Source organism: Rhodococcus sp. MEB032 (assembly GCF_030208925.1).
Classification (GTDB): Bacteria; Actinomycetota; Actinomycetes; order Mycobacteriales; family Mycobacteriaceae; genus Rhodococcus_F; species Rhodococcus_F qingshengii.
Genome location: NZ_JARVSY010000007.1, coordinates 1 through 17,148, shown reverse-complemented (window position 1 = coordinate 17,148; position 17,148 = coordinate 1). Strand labels below are relative to the sequence as shown.

Genomic DNA, 17,148 nt, shown 5'->3' with positions numbered 1-17,148 from the left:
CGGCGCTTACGCGACCGGTCCTCCGAAGATCTCGATGGGCTTGCTGTCAGCGGACAGGGTCACGAGCGCGCGCTTGGTGTCCTTGCGCTTGCCGTAACCGAATCGGGTCCGCTTACGCTTGCCCTGACGGTTGGCGGTGTTGACGCTGGTCACCTTGACGCCGAAGACCTTCTCGACGGCAATCTTGATCTGCGTCTTGTTCGAGTCCGGGTGCACCAGGAAGGTGTAGGTGCCTTCCTCGATCAGTCCGTAGGACTTCTCGGAGATGACCGGAGCGAGCAGGATGTCGCGGGGGTCAGCGATGGTGCTCACTTGGCGTCCTCCTTGTTCTGAGCGCTCTCTGCGGGCCCGTGGATGAACGCGTTGAGTGCCTCGACGCTGAACACGACATCGTCTGCATTGAGCACGTCGTAGGTGTTGAGCTGGTCGGGTGCAATGGGATGCACGCCTTCCAGGTTCTGCACGCTCTTCCAAGCGGCTACATCCTGGCGACCCACGACGAGCAGCAGCTTCTTGCGATCCGAAATCTCGCCGAGGAACGCGATTGCGCCCTTGGTCGAAGGCGTCTGCCCTGCAACCAGTTCGGTGATGACGTGGATGCGCTCGTTGCGTGCGCGGTCAGAGAGGGCTCCGCGAAGAGCGGCTGCCTTCATCTTCTTGGGGGTGCGCTGGCTGTAGTCACGCGGCTGCGGGCCGTGAACGGTTCCGCCGCCGACGAACTGCGGTGCGCGAGTCGAGCCCTGGCGTGCGCGGCCGGTGCCCTTCTGGCGGTACGGCTTCTTGCCACCGCCGCGGACGTCGCCGCGGGTCTTGGTGGAGTGGGTTCCCTGACGAGCAGCTGCGAGCTGCGCGACGACAACCTGATGGAGAAGCGCGATGTTGGCCGGAGCGTCGAAGATCTCAGCGGGGAGATCGACGGTGCCGTTGGTCTTGCCGCCGGCGACCTTGACGTCCAGGGTCAACTTGGTCTCGGTGCTGGTCATGCCCGTGCACCACCCTTCACTGCACTCTTGACGATCACGAGGCCGCCCTTGCGGCCGGGGATCGCACCCTTGATCAGCAGCAGGCCGTTCTCTGCATCCACCTTGTGGACCGAGAGGTTCTGCGTCGTGATGCGGTCGCTACCCATGCGTCCGGACATGCGCATGCCCTTGAACACGCGGCCGGGAGTTGCACAGCCACCGATGGAGCCCGGGCGGCGGTGAACAGCCTGGGTACCGTGCGACGCGCCCTGTCCCTTGAAGCCGTGACGCTTCATGGTTCCGGCGAAGCCCTTGCCCTTGCTGGTTCCGGTGACGTCGACGTATGCGCCGTCCTCGAAGACCTCGGCGGTGAGCTCCTGGCCGACCTCGTAGTCGGAGGTGTCCGCAACGCGGAGCTCCACTACGTGGCGACGCGGGGTCACACCAGCCTTGGTGAACTGGCCGGAAGTCGGCTTGTTCACCTTGCGCGGGTCGATGGCGCCGAACGCGAGCTGAACGGCGCTGTAGCCGTCACGCTCTTCGGTACGGATCTGGGTTACGACGTTCGGCCCAGCCTTCACGACGGTGACCGGGACAACCCGGTTGTTCTCGTCGAAGACCTGGGTCATGCCGAGCTTGGTGCCCAGGATTCCCTTGATCTTGGTATCAGTCATTGTTTTTGTCTCCGCCGTCACTGAATGTTCACGTCGACACTGGCCGGAAGGTCGATGCGCATGAGCGCGTCAACCGTCTTCGGCGTCGGGTCGAGAATGTCGATCAGCCGCTTGTGAGTACGCATCTCGAAGTGCTCGCGCGAGTCCTTGTACTTGTGCGGCGAGCGGATGACGCAATATACGTTCTTCTCGGTCGGCAACGGCACAGGTCCAACGACGCGGGCACCCGTACGGGTTACCGTCTCGACGATCTTGCGCGCTGACGCGTCGATCGCCTCGTGGTCGTAGGCCTTGAGCCTGATGCGGATCTTTTGTCCCGCCACGCTTAGTGTCCTTTTCTTGCCGCGTTTCGTAGCCCGCCTGGTCAGGCTCGAGCTACCTCGTCTGCACAGTCCTTGCCTGGACGATGACACGACGAACACTGAAGCGATCGGGACCAAGTCCAAGTTCTCGGGAGTACCGAGATTCGGATCGAGATCAGGATCTGCTGCCGCTGTTCGTTTGTCATTGTTCTCCGGTACACGCGGTCGGGCGTGTCGCCTTCTCACTCATCCTGCGCCGGACAATCTTTCGATTATCTGGCGCGTGATGCGTACCGGACGTGTTCGATGTCGAACACAAAGTAGGTACTGCTTCCGTCCTGCATTACTTCTCGTCTTGCATGGTCACAGTCGTTGACCCGATTACCCTGACGGGATCTGCGATCGATCGTCTGTGACGTCTTACCCTTACCCGATCACGGCCGCAATCGACCGCGTCCCGGACAAGGCAACCCGACCAGTATGCCGTACCTGGCCCAAATCCTCAACTCCCCCAAACTGCCTTTTCCGAGTGAGCTGCGCGACAACAACCTTACTCAGAAGTAAGATACGCCTATGACTACCTCCAGCCCTACCTATCGCGGATGGCAGAAATTGCCGGACAACGCCCTCGGACATGCAGTTTTCTCGGCGGCGATGTCCATTCGCGTGCCCTATTTCGCCTCTGTTCTCCCCCGGGTGACCAAGTTGGAACCAGGGCTCTGCGAGGTCCGCTCCCCCAAATGGTGGGGCGTCCACAATCATCTCGGCACTTTCCACGCGATCGCTGCCTGCAACCTCGCGGAGGTCGCGATGGGCATGCTGAGCGAAGCGACGGTTCCGAACTCGCACCGCTGGATCCCCAAGTCGATGAAGGTCGACTACCTCGCCAAGGCCGAGACCGGCCTGCGGGCGGTCGCCCGACTCGAGACTTTGCCGGACTTCGCGGCGATCGAGAGTGGCACGGAACTTCTCGTTCCCATCTCGATCTTCGACCGGGGCGGCAAGGAAGTAGTCCACGCCGAAATCACCACCTGGGTCTCCCCCAAGTAGGCACTCACGAACCCGCCTGCATCGCAACCTGATTCGCCCGCCAATCAGGTTTCGCAGAATTAGGCACCACCGCAGGTTTCGGCGAATGACGATCGTGGAACACCTCCCCGAACGGCGATGGTCGGTCGGGGTGCCGGTGTCCGGAGGTGGGTTGCGTTCCGGGCACCACATTGTCGACCTCGCGTCACGCCGAGCACCGGGAGGCCTCGTGGAAGAGTTCTTGACCACAACGAGTTCCGAAGCAGGCACGCAGACCTCGTCGTATCCGGACGAGGCCGAGGGATTGGACAGCTTCCGGCGCGACCTCGACGCCATCGACGCTCTACTTCTCGAGACGGTGCGGCAGCGGCTGGAACTCTGCCTGCGCATCGGCGAGTGGAAGCGCTCCCGCGAGGTTCCGATGATGCAACCCGGCCGTGTCCGCCTCGTGCAGGAGCGGGCGCGTGAATTCGCCCGTAGACACGACCTCTCCCCCGACTTCTTCAACGCCCTGTACGAGCTGATGATTGCCGAGACCTGTCGACTCGAAGACCTGGTGATCAACGCACCTGTTGAGGAGGAGGACACTGTTCGGGAATCCGTCGGACCGAGATCAGGATCATCGACATGAGTTCCCGCACCCTTCTGGTGGACAATTACGACTCGTTCACCTACAACCTGTTCACCCTGTTGACCGAGGTCAACGGGGTTGTGCCGACCGTGGTCCGCAACGACGCGGATTGGGATTCCCTCGATCTCGCGTCGTACGACAACGTGGTCATCTCCCCAGGTCCCGGCCGGCCGGATCGCGACCGTGATTTCGGAATCAGCCGCCGTTTCATCGAAGAAGCGCCTCTCCCACTTCTCGGTGTCTGTCTCGGCCACCAGGGCCTGTGCGAGTTGTTCGGCGCGGACGTGGTGGTTGCGCCCGTCCCGATGCACGGCCGAATTTCGCTGATCGATCACGACGGTTCGGGCATCTTTGCCGGACTTCCGTCGCCGTTCCGAGCTGTTCGCTACCACTCGTTGACCGTCGAGAATCTGCCGAACGCCTTCGTTCGTACCGCGTGGACGTCCGACGGTCTGCTCATGGGTGTCCGGCACCGGACCAAGCCGATGTGGGGAGTTCAGTTCCATCCGGAGTCCATCAGCACCGAGTTCGGCATAGATTTGCTCGCGAACTTCCGCGATCTGTCCGTCGGACGCACTCTGGATTCGGTGATCCGACCCGAACCTGTTCCGCAAACACCCGACCTGCGGCCGGCGATCAACTACGACGTCGACGACGTGACTCTCGATTTTGCAGTGGACCCGTCGGCGGCCTATGCAGCACTGTTCGCCGACGGCCCGAACGCGTTCTGGCTGGACCGCGCGGCAACCGCAGAGCCGAGTGCGCGCTTTTCGATTCTCGGCGATTCGTCGGGGCCGCTGGCCGAGTTCATCACGTACGACGTGCAAGCCGAGGTACTGACTGTCAGCCGAAAAGGCTTGTCCGACGAGCACATTCGAGTTCCTTTCTTCGATTACTTGGACGCACAACTCTCGACACGCTTCGTGCCCTCGCATCCGGAACTCGACTTCAACCTCGGCTACGTGGGCTACCTCGGCTACGAACTGAAAGCACAGACCGGAGGAAGGGCAGTCCATCCGGCACCCACTCCTGATGCCGCTCTGGTGTTTGCCGATCGCGCCGTCGTCATCGATCACACCGCGGGCCGCACTCACGTTTTGAGGTTGCGCGAGAAAGTCCGGGACGCCGGCTATGACGATTGGCTCGAATCGACCGTCGACACCCTGGCGCGGATCGGCGCGGACCTTCCGGAACGCACCCCCGTTCCGCTGATCAGCGACACCGTCTGGACGCAGGCTCGCCTTCGGCATGATCGCGATCAGTACCTGTCGTTGATCGGAACGGCCCTCTCGGAGATCCGGGCAGGTGAGTCCTACGAGGTGTGTCTGACCAACATGGCGAGCGTCGACGAGACGATCGATGCACAGCAGGCGTTCGAGTATCTGCGCTCGATCAATCCGACGCCGTACAGCGCACTTCTCGACTTCACCGGTATCTCGGTGGTCTCGGCCTCGCCTGAGCGGTTCCTTCGTGTCGACTCGGCCGGCAACGTCGAGTCCAAGCCGATCAAAGGGACCCGCCCGCGCGGCGTCACCCGAGCGCGTGATGCTGCCCTACGGCAGGACCTGCTCGACAGCGAGAAGGACCGCGCCGAGAACCTGATGATCGTGGACCTCACCCGCAACGACCTCACCAAGGTCTGCGTTCCGGGAAGTGTCCACGTTCCGAGGCTGTTCGCGATCGAGTCGTACTCGTCCGTTCACCAAATGGTGTCGACGGTGCGCGGACACCTGAGTCCGGGGTCGTCGGCGGTGGACTGTGTGCGTGCCGCGTTCCCCGGTGGATCGATGACCGGCGCCCCGAAGGTACGGACGATGGAGATCATCGACCGCCTCGAATCAGGCCCACGTGGGGTCTACTCGGGATCGATCGGGTACTTCGCGCTCGGTGGCGCCGCGGACCTCTCGATCGTGATCCGGTCGCTGGTCTGCACCGAGAGCGGCGTGACCTTCGGAATCGGCGGTGCCATCACAGCGTTGTCCGATCCGGAAGAAGAATTCGACGAGACCACGGTCAAGGCGTCCACGCTGCTCCGTGCGCTCGACGCGGTGTCCTCACGGGTCCTCGAGTACGGCGGGTAGATCCAGCCATGACGGCGTCATCAGGCACAGCGACGGTTGTCGGCGGGCTGGGTGCCGTCGGATCCATGTTCGTCGAACTGCTTCGCGCCGGGGGGTCGACCGTCACCGTCGTCGACCCAGCAGGCAGCGATCCCGACGGAGATGTAGTCGTCGGAGACATCACGAAACCCAGTGAGCAAGCCCTCGCGCACGTGGAGTCCTCGCGCATCATAGTGCTCGCGGTTCCCGAACAGGTCGCTCTAGCCGCACTACCGAGCCTTCGGACATCCGGCGCTCTCGTTGTGGACACGCTGTCGGTCAAATCGCGGATGGACGCAGCAATCGCCGACGCCGGCCGAGAAGGGGAGTTCCTCGGACTCAACCCCATGTTCCGTCCGTCGCTCGGGCCACGCGGTCGGACCGTCATCGCAGTGCCGTACGTCGGCGGTCCGCAGTCCGACAGATTCCTCGACGTCGTGCGCTCGTGGGGAGCGTCGGTCGCGGTGATGGACGCCGATCGTCACGACCGGTTGGCCGCAGCTACCCAGGTTCTGACACACGCGTCGGTGCTGGCTTTCGGCGTTGCCCTGGCCGAACTCGGAGTTTCCGCGGACGAACTCCTCGCGGTCGCCCCTCCCCCGCATCGGGCCTTGCTCGCGCTCCTGGCGCGTGTAGCCGGCGGCGAACCGGAGGTGTACTGGGACGTACAAGCGGGCAATCCGTACGCAGGTGCGACACGAAAAGCACTGTTCGATGCCACCGCACAGGTGGACAGGGCGGCCGAGACCCTCGGCGACTTCACGACGCTGATGAAAACCGCCGACGCGGCGCTCGACAATCGCTCAGGCGAATTGAACGCGGAGTGCCAGAGCTTGTTCGATCGCATTGCCGAAGGGCACAGAGAGATCGCCGAAGGGCACAGAGAGTAGGGCACGATGAGACCTGGAGTGAGTCCGCCCAGCCTCCCGGAGTACGACGCCTCCGATCCGGTCGAGAGTGCAATCGTCCGCCGCCTTGCGAGCAATTGGGCGCGCCGGGCAACCGTGAAGAAGGCGGAGCCGGAACTGGACGATCTCTTCGATTCGTCGCTGTCCGACTACCCCGAAGCACTTCTCCCGTTCGCGGAGCATCCGACCTACCTGGCATTGAGACCCGAGCAGAAGCAACGCCTGCAAGCCTGGGCATGGATCGCGTTCAACAAGAACGTCATGGACATCGAGAAGTACGTCGTCAATCCCGGCTTCGACGTTCTCGCCGAAGACCGACTTGGCGTCGGTCTCGGAGATTGGGCTGCAGTGGCGGTCAATCAGGCGATGGTCGACGAGCAATATCACACGCTCATGCACTTCAATGCCAGTTCAGCGACCCGTCGAGGCAGGGGCTGGGGGCTTCCGGCCAAGGCACTGCCAGACGTCCTGACGGTCCACACGCGGGCGCAAGCCCTCGGCGCAGCCGATGGGCCTCGCAAGATTGCCCTGACACAGTTGGCCTTCATGACCGTCGCCGAGGTGTCGATCACCGCATACCTCGACCTGATCTCGGACGACCCGGGCGTGCAGTCGATCAACCGCGCGACAATCCGGCTGCACGCTCGCGACGAGTACTGCCATGCCTCGATTGCCGGGGAATTGGCCGTGCTGGTCTGGGATTCCCTGGGTGGAGGAGATCGCAGCTATCTACTCGAAAGTTTCGAGGACGCGATGCGTGCGTTCAGCGGGACCGACTTCGGCGCGTGGCGAGCAATCATGGAGATCGAAGCCGTAACCGGCGGACAGAAGATGCTCGACGATGTCGAATCTGCGAAAGAAAATTCACTATTCCTACAGGACTACAGTGGGATTCAAGCCCTGTACGGAAAGATTGCACCTCGATCGGGGCTCACTTGGAATTTCACAACCTAGGTCATGCAGTATTCCGAAGAAATCTTCGTGACGACGAAAGAGTTCGTGCACACCCTCAGCCCGCCCGAGCCTCACGATTATCTCCGCGTCGATTCGACCGATAATGCCGCTACGTGTAAATCTTCGACCCCGCCGAACATATTCTTGATTGACTCTGCTGTGTCATCGGACAATTAATGCCCACGACTATAATATCGTCGACGTAGCCACCGCGCCAACAATGCGTCAACGCAAATCGCAATGTACTCGCACTCGTCATGTTCACGACCTACGGCCGAAAGTGTCGAGTTCGCCATCTGTCGATAAAAGAACGGATTGCCAACCGCGACTGCCCTAGCGCCCGCTGGAAAAAACGGACATGGAGCGGATTAACCCGCGAACCGGGCAAGACCACCCTATTCGCAATCGAGAAGAACTACCTGCGCCAATACCAACCCTATCGCCTGGCAACGTGATCGAAGATGTTAGAAATCAGCCGGATCAAGCGCATGTGACTTTTGACACAAGGTAAATTTCAGGGTGAGCGACGCCTGCAGAGTCGCTGGCAGACCCGTTTCCCACAGACGACTGAGCTCGACGACCGAAGTTCCGGCCAACCCCTCCGGTAACATCTGACCGGAGAACGCAGATATGAGACAGAAGGCATCTGTGCGCCCGTCGGGAGCGCGTGCCCGTTCCGACCATGCAGACAGCGGAGTGTTGATGCCCTTTTCCACGGACGCAGCAGTACTAGTGGAGGACGTACATAAGTCTTTCAAGAACGTGCACGCGCTGCGGGGGATCAACTTCGTCGCCCCACGCGGCACAGTGCTCGGAATCCTGGGCCCGAACGGCGCAGGCAAAACCACCACGGTGAAGGTGCTTTCCACGCTCATCCGCCCAACCAGTGGGCGCGCGACCGTTGCAGGCTACGACGTAGTGCGAAACGCACCTGAGGTTCGACGCTCCATCATGATGACGGGCCAATTTGCGGCTCTCGACGATTCGCTGACAGGGCGCGAGAACATCGAACTGTTCGGTCGCTTGATGGGACTCGACAGGATGTCGGCGAAGGTCCGGGCTGCCGACCTTCTCTCGCAGTTCGATCTCGTCGAGGCCGGATCGCGCGTCGTACGAAACTATTCGGGTGGTATGCGGCGACGAATCGACATCGCGTGCGGTCTCGTCGTTCGACCCGAGGTTGTCTTCCTCGACGAACCGACAACTGGTCTGGATCCGCGAAGTCGACAGAGCGTCTGGTCGTTGGTCCAATCACTGAAGGAACAGGGCATCACGGTGCTCCTGACAACTCAGTACCTCGAGGAAGCGGATCTACTCAGCGACAACATCATCGTCATCGACAAAGGCGCGGTCATCGCCGAGGGAACGGCCGATGAACTGAAGGCTCGAACCGGTGCAAGCTTCTGTGAGATCGTCCCTTCGGATCTTCAGCAATTGGCTCACGCGGTCCACGCACTCGGAAATCTCGTCCCGCGTGACTTCAGATTCGACCTGGCGCAGGAGAGTGGCCGAATCGCCATACCTGCCCCTGTTGGAGCCGGAACGCTCTCAGAAGCATTACGCCGTTTGGACCACGCGCGAATACCGCTAGCTGACATCGCACTTCGCCGCCCGTCACTCGACGATGTCTTCCTCTCACTCACAGGTGAGCAACACGTAAGTGAGACACAGTGACAACGACAACCAAGTTCGGGGTCGATCAGGTCACGGTTCGAGGCGGATCCCTCAGTAAGATTGCGGTTCCCGAAGCCTTGAGCGTCGGCAAGCATCGCCGTCCTCACCCGTCAGCGATCAATCAGTGGTGGGTCCTGACGGCCCGAACCATCAAATCGATGGTCAAGCGCTACGAATTGTTGATCGCGGTCATCGCGCCGCTGATTTTCACGATCGGCTTCTACCTCCCGCTGAAGTTCGTCATGCAGCTTCAGGGCATCAACTACGCCCAGTTTCTGATGCCCATCATCGTGCTGCAAGCCATGGCTTTCACGTCGATCTCCGCTGCCCAAATGGCTTCGACTGAATCAATCACAGGTTTCAGCAACCGAATGAAGACCATGCCCGTCGTCGGGCCGGTTCCTTTACTGTCCCGCCAATCCAGCGGGTTTGTGCGATCCACAGTTGCCCTTGCCGCAGCTTTGACCTTTGGCCATTTAATTGGTTTCCGATTCTCGGCCGGATTCGCTCAGGCTGCTCTGTTCTGCGCGATTGCCCTTGCCTTCAGTACATGTCTATCCTTCGCCGGCGACGCAATCGGCTCGTTGTCGAAGAGCCCTCAAGCGACAAGCCAGGCGCTCACGTTGCCGCAACTTATCCTCGGCATGCTGTCGTGCGGTTTTGCGCCCGAAACTGGCTTTCCCGAGTGGATCCGCCCATTCGTTCGAAATCAACCAGTATCCCAGTTCTCATTCGCCATGCGCGATCTCGCGCAAGGCGGCGTAACTTGGAACGTGCTGTTCCCGGTGGTGGCGTGGACGATCGGGTTGATTGCTGTATTTGCACCACTCGCCTTCTGGGCAAGTTTGAGGCGATCATGAGTGAGCCGACTGATCGTTTCATGGCAGTTGTCCGCCCTGCGGAGGGGTTCAACTTCCCATACCCAGACAAAGCGTTGCCCGAGAATTCGCTCAATGCGCTTGTCGTGCACAGTTTGATTCAGGCCAAACGACTGCTGATCACCTGGATGCGCGACCCTTCGACAACCATTCAGGCCCTCGTGTATCCAGCGTTCATGCTTTTGATGTTCCGGGTGGTGTTGGGCAATTCGATTTCCGCAGCCACCGGGCAAGCAAGCATCTTCGGAACCGTGCCGCTGATCATTCTCGTCGGCGCGATGTTCGGATCGATCGCAAGCGCCGTGGGACTCAAAGGCGAACAGGCATCCGGACTGCTCAGCCGGTTCTGGACGCTACCCGCACACCGCGCATCAGGTCTTGTCGGACGCATGATTGCTGAAGCTGTCCGTGTCCTCGTCACATCAATCGTCATCCTCGCCGTCGGATATGCGCTCGGCTTCAGGTTCAATCAAGGCCCGCTTGCGGCTGTGGCGCTCCTGGCTTTGCCGATTGTGTTCGGTGTCGGTTTCGCGATGATGGTGACTGCGCTGGCAACTGTCTCCGCGAATCTGCCACTTGTCGAGATTGTTTCAATTTCATGCACTCTGTTGATGTTCTTCAATTCGGGCTTCGTACCCGTCATCGCCTATCCGAAGTGGCTACAGCCCATCGTCGCTGAACAACCCATGTCGGTGGCAATCGACGCGATGAAGGGTTTGTCGTTAGGAGGACCGGTGGCCGAGCCTATGATCAAGACACTGATCTGGTCACTGGGGATGGTGGCAGTGTTCATTCTCCCGGCGATTAGAGGATTCCGACGAGCAGCAGAAACCGCGTGAAGACCTTGAAATCATCGGCGACCACGTTTCGCGAAGCTGCCGATCGTAACGATGGCGTATGAGTAACCGACTTAGCTGTCTGAGAACCACGTTAAACGCTGGCCGCAATTGCGCCGAATGCGACCATGCAACGAGAGGGAAGTAACTTGACGCGAATGAATCAATCCGTGTGGCGGCGTGTGACTGAAGTTGCCGCCCTCACAATGGCCTGCGCGCTGATTCCAGTCGGAATTGCGAGTGCAGGGACTCCTGCTCACCAGCAGGATGGCGACTCGTCTGAATCAAGCGCGGACGGTTCGTACATCGAATCGGTCGAAAGAATCAACGGACGCCAGCAGATCGTCAACGTATACGCAGCGTCTATGGATCGCACAGTTCCAATTCAGGTCATCACGCCTGCGGACAACTCCGTGCCACGCCCTATCTTGTATCTCCTCAACGGCGCGGGCGGCGGCGAAGACTCGGCAACGTGGGAGTACCAAACTGACGTCGTCGACTTCTTCCAGGACAAGAATGTCAATGTTGTAACGCCTGTTGGCGGCCGGTTGTCGTACTACACCGATTGGGAGAAAGAAGACCCCAAACTCGGCAAGAACATGTGGAGTACCTTCCTTGGCAAGGAACTCCCACCGCTGCTCAACAAACAACTCGGCAGCAACGGGGACCAATCTTTGGCAGCGATCTCGATGTCAGGTACCTCAGTTCTCAATTTGGCCATCGAGTACCCAGGTTTCTACAAGTCGGTTGCGGCGTACAGCGGCTGTGCGCAAACCAGCGATCCCCTCGGACAGCAGTTCGTCAGGACTACCACTGAGTGGATCGGCGGGGTTGATGACATCCAGAACATGTGGGGTCCGTTCGACAGCGACGGCTGGCGAGAACATGACCCACTGGTCAACGCAGAGAAGCTTCGGGGGACTCAGATTTACATGAGCACCGGGAGCGGGCTGCCAGGCTTCCCCAACGACACACCAGCGAATCCACGTATTCAGGACGGCCGCGCTGCAATGTTCGATCAAATCGTCGTCGGAAGTCCGATCGAGCTGGCAACGAATCTGTGCACCTCGAACATGGCAAAGCGGCTCTACGAGCTGAATATTCCCGCCGTGGTCGACTTCCGGCCGACCGGCACCCACTCGTGGGGATACTGGCAAGACGACCTGCACAAGTCCTGGCCGTTTATTGCTCAGTCACTCGGTTTCTGATCCCATCCGATTCCCTCGTCGGCAAGTCCCGGCGAGGGAATCACCTTATGCATTGCGCGAGGAAGATATTCATGCGGTCCAGTCAGATCATGTTGGCGACGCTATCGGCATGCGTGTTGCTGTTAGGAACCTCGGGAGCTGCATCTGCGGGACCGCGAGAACCGTCCCCTGGGTTTTCGGCTATGGGGGCATCACCTGAAGGCGCTAACGACTGGAACTGCACGCCGACTGCCGACCACCCTCGCCCAGTCGTGCTCGTCCACGGTACGGGCGTAAGTATGGTCGACACGTGGGGCACACTCGCTCCGCAACTGTCTGACCTAGGCTACTGCGTATTCGCCCTCAACTACGGTGGCGCGCAAGAAATCCTTAATCCCGCCGCCGTGCATTGGGGCATCACCGATATCGGTCGGTCCGCAAAAGAGCTTGCGACCTTCGTCGAATCTGTTCGATCCCACACCGGCGCACAGCAGGTCGACATCGTCGGTCATTCCCAGGGCGGAGTAGTCGCTCGCCAATATCTGAAGTTCGAGGGAGGTGCCACGCCTTCAAATCCGTCCCAGAATGCGGTGCACTCCCTCGTTAGCCTCGGCGCTACTAATCACGGCACAACTTTCGGCGGCCTTCAGGCTAATGCTCAAATGCTTTCCGCAATGGGAGTGCCCGGTGACCTGCTGGTTCAGACGATCTGGGGCCCCGCCGGAGTTCAGCAACTCGGTGGGACCCCCTTCCTGGCTGCGCTCAACGCTGGATCTGAAACACAACCAGGCGTCGAGTACACGGTGATCGCCACGACTCAGGACCAGATCTCGACTCCTCCCGAAGCGACGTTCCTCACTGCGGGACCCGATTCCGAGGTTCACAATGTCTGGGTTCAAGACGGCTGCCCCGGAAGTACCGTTTCGCATGCTCAATTGGTTCTTGCTACGGATTCCCTCAACCTAGTGAAGTCCGCGCTCGATCCGAGTTTCTCGCCTCTCCCGTGCGGGTAGGCTCCCATCTCGTTGAGGGCTCTTTAACTTTGAAAGAGCAGCCTGAAAGCTGACGTGCGGCGACTGATATTATGACGCAGGTCTAGTATCCGCGGAGAACGGCAGACCCAGCTTACTTCGGGTTTTGAAAATATTCCGGATGGAAATGCGCTCCGTGGCAGGATCGTACGCCAAATGAAGCGGCCACAAGACCGTATGCATCAATACGTTAATTCCGAAAAGGGTCGTCAGGACGGGGTTCTTTATGCCATGTCGAGCATATGTTCGACGCGATGCGCTGACATAACTGGCATATTCCAGCGGTGACGTCCAACTGCGACGACCCGATATTTCCGCTCGCATTCCCAGCAACTGCACGATCTCTAGCTTCTCGTGAATCAAACACATAGTGAGATCAATATCTTCATGCAGTTCGTCGGAAGGATCGAGAAGTTTGCTCACCGAGTCCCAAACCTCCCGACGAATTGCCATATTGTTCCCCTGCAACATCGGAAGTGACCTGCCGTCCTTGATCTTACCTCGTTCAATCTGACGATCGATGGATCGTGTGCGATAGTTCGAAATCGGAGTTTCGTAGAGATACGATAGTCCGGTCGCAGCCGATACGCCCTCATGCGATTCAAAGAACTCGATTATAGTTTTTGCCCAGCCCGCGGATACGACTGTGTCCGCATCAATTCGGCCGATCATCGACCCGGTAGATGTCTTGAAACCAGCGTTCCTTGCATGAACCACACCAGGAGCGCTCTCGGAAATTACTTTTATTTTTTCGAATTTCTCAGCATACTTTTTCAGAATCGAAAGCGATTCATCACTCGAATTATTGTCAACAATGACAATCTCATTTACAGACTCACCTTGATCCAACAGGGCATCGATACAGCGCTTTAGATATTTTTCCTCATTGTAGACGGGAATCACGACGGAAAGTGTCAGCGCGGGCATGCGGACACAATACCTCATCGGAACCGTCCTCACGCTGACGCCGCGAATCCACTGTATTGCCTGACCAATTCAGGACGCCGGCTATCCCCACACCCACAGCACGGTCGGCACGAACTTCAGCGCCGATTCTGATTGGCCCGACGCGGGCGCCGGGAGGCGGCCGGCGATACCCGCCTCACACCCGCCGGGCAAATGAAGTCCACCACCTGCCGACGAAATCCAGCGCCTCTGCAATGAGGACACCGGTTTCGACGGTTCGGCAGATGGCCCGACGACAGGATTAGCCTGGTTCTGATTCCCGCGAAGTGGTCGGATTCGGTGAAGAAACTTTCGTCCTCGTATCCCGTTACCCACAAATAGACAGGATCTGGGCTAGGGGTTCATCAATTCCCGTCCCAATGCCCCGTTAACTATCGGACCCACGACCATCAGCCCTTCGGGCGACATCATATCGACGTGTGCAATATCGACTGGCGTCTCACTAACAGCGCCTCGGACAAACTGACGCCAAATATCTGCGCGGATCACTGCCGAGCCTTCATCGCTTGAGCTGACGAACACAATCTCACCGTCGAAGATCGGCGGGGTGTACTCGTTCATCAACCGATGCATCCGGGCAATACTGACGAAGAGGCGCTGAATTCGTTCAGCCGTCAAGCCGACCTTCTCGCCCTCCACCAGCGACATCAATGCCCTAGCACGCTCTAGTGAGAACTCCTCAAGTTTCTCGTCTGTGTGGAGGGCGATACCGATATTTCCGATCTCGGAACGCAAACCGTCCACGAATTCTGCTTCATCTACCTTGGCGACCGCACCGTCGAGGAGTATCAGCGCGCTGACCTTTCCGCCCAGTTCCTCGATCCGCGCCGCAACACCCTGCGCGAGAACACAGCCAAGCGACCACCCGAGAATTCGGTATGGACCCTCCGTCTGCACTTTCATGATCTCGTCTGCATAGCGGTACACGTAATCGGACAACGTCTGTGCGTCGAATCCCTCCTCCGTCAAGGCCGGAGTCTGCAATCCATATATCGGAACATTTCTATCGACGTGAGCAGACAGCGGCGCATAGGGCCACGCTAGCCCCATCAAAGGGTGGATACAGAATAGTGGGCGCTCAGTTCCTGTCACACGAATTGGCATCATCACCTGAATCGCGTTATCTCGGTCAGTTTCAAAGCCGACACGCATTCCAACTCCGAGGCTGTCTGCCAATGTGCCGACTCCCGAGTTGGTGAACAGAACGCGCACCGGAACGTCCGTCGATATCGCATTACCAAGCCTGGATACCGCGCGCATCGCGATCAGTGAGTTACCGCCGAGCTCGAAGAAGTCATCGTCCAACCCGACTCCGTCGACCCCGAGGAGTTCGCCGAATACCTCGGCTACGAGACGTTCCATGTCCGTGACGGGTGCACGGAACGCCCGTGTCTCGAATACCGGGGTCGGCAACAACTTACGATCCAACTTTCCACTGGTATTCAGCGGCAAGGCATCCATTACGATAACTGATGACGGCACCATGTACGACGGCAGTTTCTTCGACAAGAAACTCGTTACATCCGAGGTTTCGACTACGCCACCATCAGTCGGCACGATGTACGACACCAACGCGGTTGCGCCCGAGGTCAATTCCGTGCCGATTGTCACACTCTGCTCGACGCCAGGGTATTCCGCCAGTGCCGCATCGATTTCGCCGAGTTCGATTCGGAACCCACGGACTTTGACCTGAAAATCGCTTCGGCCGACGTACTCGAGCTGAAGGTCTGTCGTCATCGCGTCTCCAGCGGTCCAACGCACTAGATCGCCGGTGCGATACATTCGCGCACCCCCGTTCGCATACGGGTTTGCCACAAACCGATCAGCAGTCAACCCCCGCCGTTCGTGGTAGCCACGGGCTAGAACGTCACCCGACAAATACAACTCACCGCGAGTTCCAACGGGAACTGGATTCAGCTGCGCGTCCAGCACTAGCGCCGTGACGCCTGAGATCGGCGAGCCGATTGTCACTGGGCTTTCCGCAATCAATGAGGCATACGTCGAGATGATCGTCGTCTCTGTTGGTCCATACGCATTGAAGTACGACCTTCCCGGCGCCCACCTGGCCAAGAGATCCGGAGACGTAACGTCGCCGCCGACCGAAACCACCTCTAGATCAGGCAAGGTATCGGGATCCATCGTTCCAAGCACCGCGGGAGTGATGATCGCGTGGCTGACACGTTCGGAACGGATCAGATCTGCCAACTCAGAACCACCCAGCACAGATGGAGGAACGACGACCAGCGTCGCACCCACGTTGAACGCCAACATCCATTCGAGAACCGAAGGATCGAAGCTCGGCGCGCAATTGTGGAGAATACGAGACTCACTAGAAACGGAGTACAACTCGCTCGCGATATTCAGCAATCCGAGAAGCCCCGAATGAGTTACGGCTACGCCCTTGGGTTTGCCCGTAGAACCCGACGTGTAGATCAGGTAGGCCGGATGTTCGGGGCGCAGAACTGAGACTCGATCAGTTTCGCGGATGGGCGACGCTTCCTCAGCCGAGCACATCTCTATTGTCAGTGCATCATCGATCATCAGCCATTGAGCAATTTCCGGCAATGTTTCCGAGATAGCGGAGGTTGTCAGCCCAAAGGATGCACCCGAATCCGAGAGCATGTGCTCAATTCGATCTGACGGATGTTTGGGATCGATCGGTAGGTAGGCCGCCCCCGACTTTGCAACCGCCCATACCGCGAGCACCATCTCATACGACCTAGAAAAAACCAGCGGCACGATCGATTCGGGACCAAATCCACGTCCGATGAGAACCCTGGCAAGTCTGGATGACATCTCATCGAGTTCCCCGTAAGTAACCGATCGACTACCAGCTCGGACTGCAATCGCAGTGGGATCGACCTCGCAAGCGGCAGTAAGTATATCAACCAGCCGACTTTGAGGCATTTCGGTCGCGCCGTCGACGTTCGTCAACATCCTGCGTTCGTCGACATCCAGGATATCTATGTCACCCAAGACAATCGACTGATCAGCAACGACCGCACCGATGATCCGCT

General features: G+C 59.2%; 16 protein-coding genes. 10 read left to right on the top strand and 6 right to left on the bottom strand.

All coding sequences use genetic code 11. From position 1 onward, the window contains the following. Positions 1–6: 6 nt before the first annotated feature. From rplW to rpsJ, 4 genes are read right to left on the bottom strand one after another with little or no spacing between them, the layout of a single operon-like run. Positions 7–312 (bottom strand): 50S ribosomal protein L23, encoded by a 306-nt coding sequence (rplW, locus tag QRN54_RS06870; RefSeq protein ID WP_003940990.1) that lies wholly within the window; start codon positions 310–312, stop codon positions 7–9. Further along, positions 309–983 carry a 50S ribosomal protein L4 gene (gene rplD / locus QRN54_RS06865; RefSeq protein ID WP_003940723.1) on the bottom strand — a complete coding sequence of 225 codons (675 nt, stop codon included), beginning with the start codon at positions 981–983 and terminating at the stop codon, positions 309–311. Before rplD ends, rplW begins: the two co-directional genes overlap by 4 nt. Next, positions 980–1,636: a 50S ribosomal protein L3 gene (gene rplC / locus QRN54_RS06860; protein WP_003940826.1), complete on the bottom strand. Its 657-nt coding sequence runs from the start codon at positions 1,634–1,636 to the stop codon at positions 980–982. The genes rplD and rplC overlap by 4 nt, the downstream gene beginning before the upstream one ends. A gap of 17 nt (positions 1,637–1,653) precedes the next feature. Next, the gene (rpsJ, locus tag QRN54_RS06855) at positions 1,654–1,959 is read right to left on the bottom strand and encodes a 30S ribosomal protein S10 (protein ID WP_003938093.1); all 306 of its coding nucleotides are present in this window, start codon (positions 1,957–1,959) and stop codon (positions 1,654–1,656) included. A 552-nt stretch (positions 1,960–2,511) separates the two neighbouring features. Here rpsJ and QRN54_RS06850 point away from each other — a divergent pair. From QRN54_RS06850 to QRN54_RS06805, 10 genes are all read left to right on the top strand, one after another. Continuing rightward, a complete protein-coding gene (locus QRN54_RS06850) occupies positions 2,512–2,988 on the top strand; it encodes a hotdog fold domain-containing protein (protein ID WP_003940943.1) in 477 nt (158 codons plus the stop codon). An 85-nt stretch (positions 2,989–3,073) separates the two neighbouring features. Further along, positions 3,074–3,598, top strand: a complete 525-nt coding sequence (locus QRN54_RS06845; RefSeq protein WP_019747551.1) for a chorismate mutase family protein — start codon at positions 3,074–3,076, stop codon at positions 3,596–3,598. Beyond that, positions 3,595–5,679 carry an aminodeoxychorismate synthase component I gene (gene pabB, locus QRN54_RS06840; RefSeq protein WP_007728560.1) on the top strand — a complete coding sequence of 695 codons (2,085 nt, stop codon included), beginning with the start codon at positions 3,595–3,597 and terminating at the stop codon, positions 5,677–5,679. Before QRN54_RS06845 ends, pabB begins: the two co-directional genes overlap by 4 nt. Before the next feature lie 8 nt (positions 5,680–5,687). After that, on the top strand, positions 5,688–6,587 hold the full coding sequence (locus QRN54_RS06835; protein WP_285181782.1) for a prephenate dehydrogenase dimerization domain-containing protein: 900 nt from the start codon (positions 5,688–5,690) through the stop codon (positions 6,585–6,587). 6 nt (positions 6,588–6,593) lie between these two features. Continuing rightward, on the top strand, positions 6,594–7,559 hold the full coding sequence (locus QRN54_RS06830) for a diiron oxygenase (RefSeq protein ID WP_285181781.1): 966 nt from the start codon (positions 6,594–6,596) through the stop codon (positions 7,557–7,559). 702 nt (positions 7,560–8,261) lie between these two features. Next, positions 8,262–9,233, top strand: coding sequence for an ATP-binding cassette domain-containing protein (locus tag QRN54_RS06825; protein ID WP_037129211.1), 972 nt, complete (start codon positions 8,262–8,264; stop codon positions 9,231–9,233). Next, positions 9,230–10,093: an ABC transporter permease gene (locus tag QRN54_RS06820; protein WP_003940946.1), complete on the top strand. Its 864-nt coding sequence runs from the start codon at positions 9,230–9,232 to the stop codon at positions 10,091–10,093. Before QRN54_RS06825 ends, QRN54_RS06820 begins: the two co-directional genes overlap by 4 nt. Beyond that, a complete protein-coding gene (locus QRN54_RS06815; protein ID WP_003940805.1) occupies positions 10,090–10,950 on the top strand; it encodes an ABC transporter permease in 861 nt (286 codons plus the stop codon). Before QRN54_RS06820 ends, QRN54_RS06815 begins: the two co-directional genes overlap by 4 nt. 155 nt (positions 10,951–11,105) lie before the next feature. After that, on the top strand, positions 11,106–12,155 hold the full coding sequence (locus QRN54_RS06810; RefSeq protein WP_003940678.1) for an alpha/beta hydrolase: 1,050 nt from the start codon (positions 11,106–11,108) through the stop codon (positions 12,153–12,155). Positions 12,156–12,226: 71 nt separating this feature from the next. After that, entirely contained in the window at positions 12,227–13,147 is a 921-nt protein-coding gene (locus tag QRN54_RS06805; RefSeq protein WP_081558773.1) for an esterase/lipase family protein, read from the top strand. Positions 13,148–13,216: 69 nt separating this feature from the next. Here QRN54_RS06805 and QRN54_RS06800 read toward each other — a convergent pair whose 3' ends face one another. After that, the gene (locus QRN54_RS06800; RefSeq protein WP_285181780.1) at positions 13,217–14,092 is read right to left on the bottom strand and encodes a glycosyltransferase family 2 protein; all 876 of its coding nucleotides are present in this window, start codon (positions 14,090–14,092) and stop codon (positions 13,217–13,219) included. A 372-nt stretch (positions 14,093–14,464) separates the two neighbouring features. Beyond that, positions 14,465–17,148, bottom strand: a 2,684-nt coding sequence (locus QRN54_RS06795) for a non-ribosomal peptide synthetase (RefSeq protein ID WP_285181779.1), incomplete at its 5' end; no start/stop codon positions are given.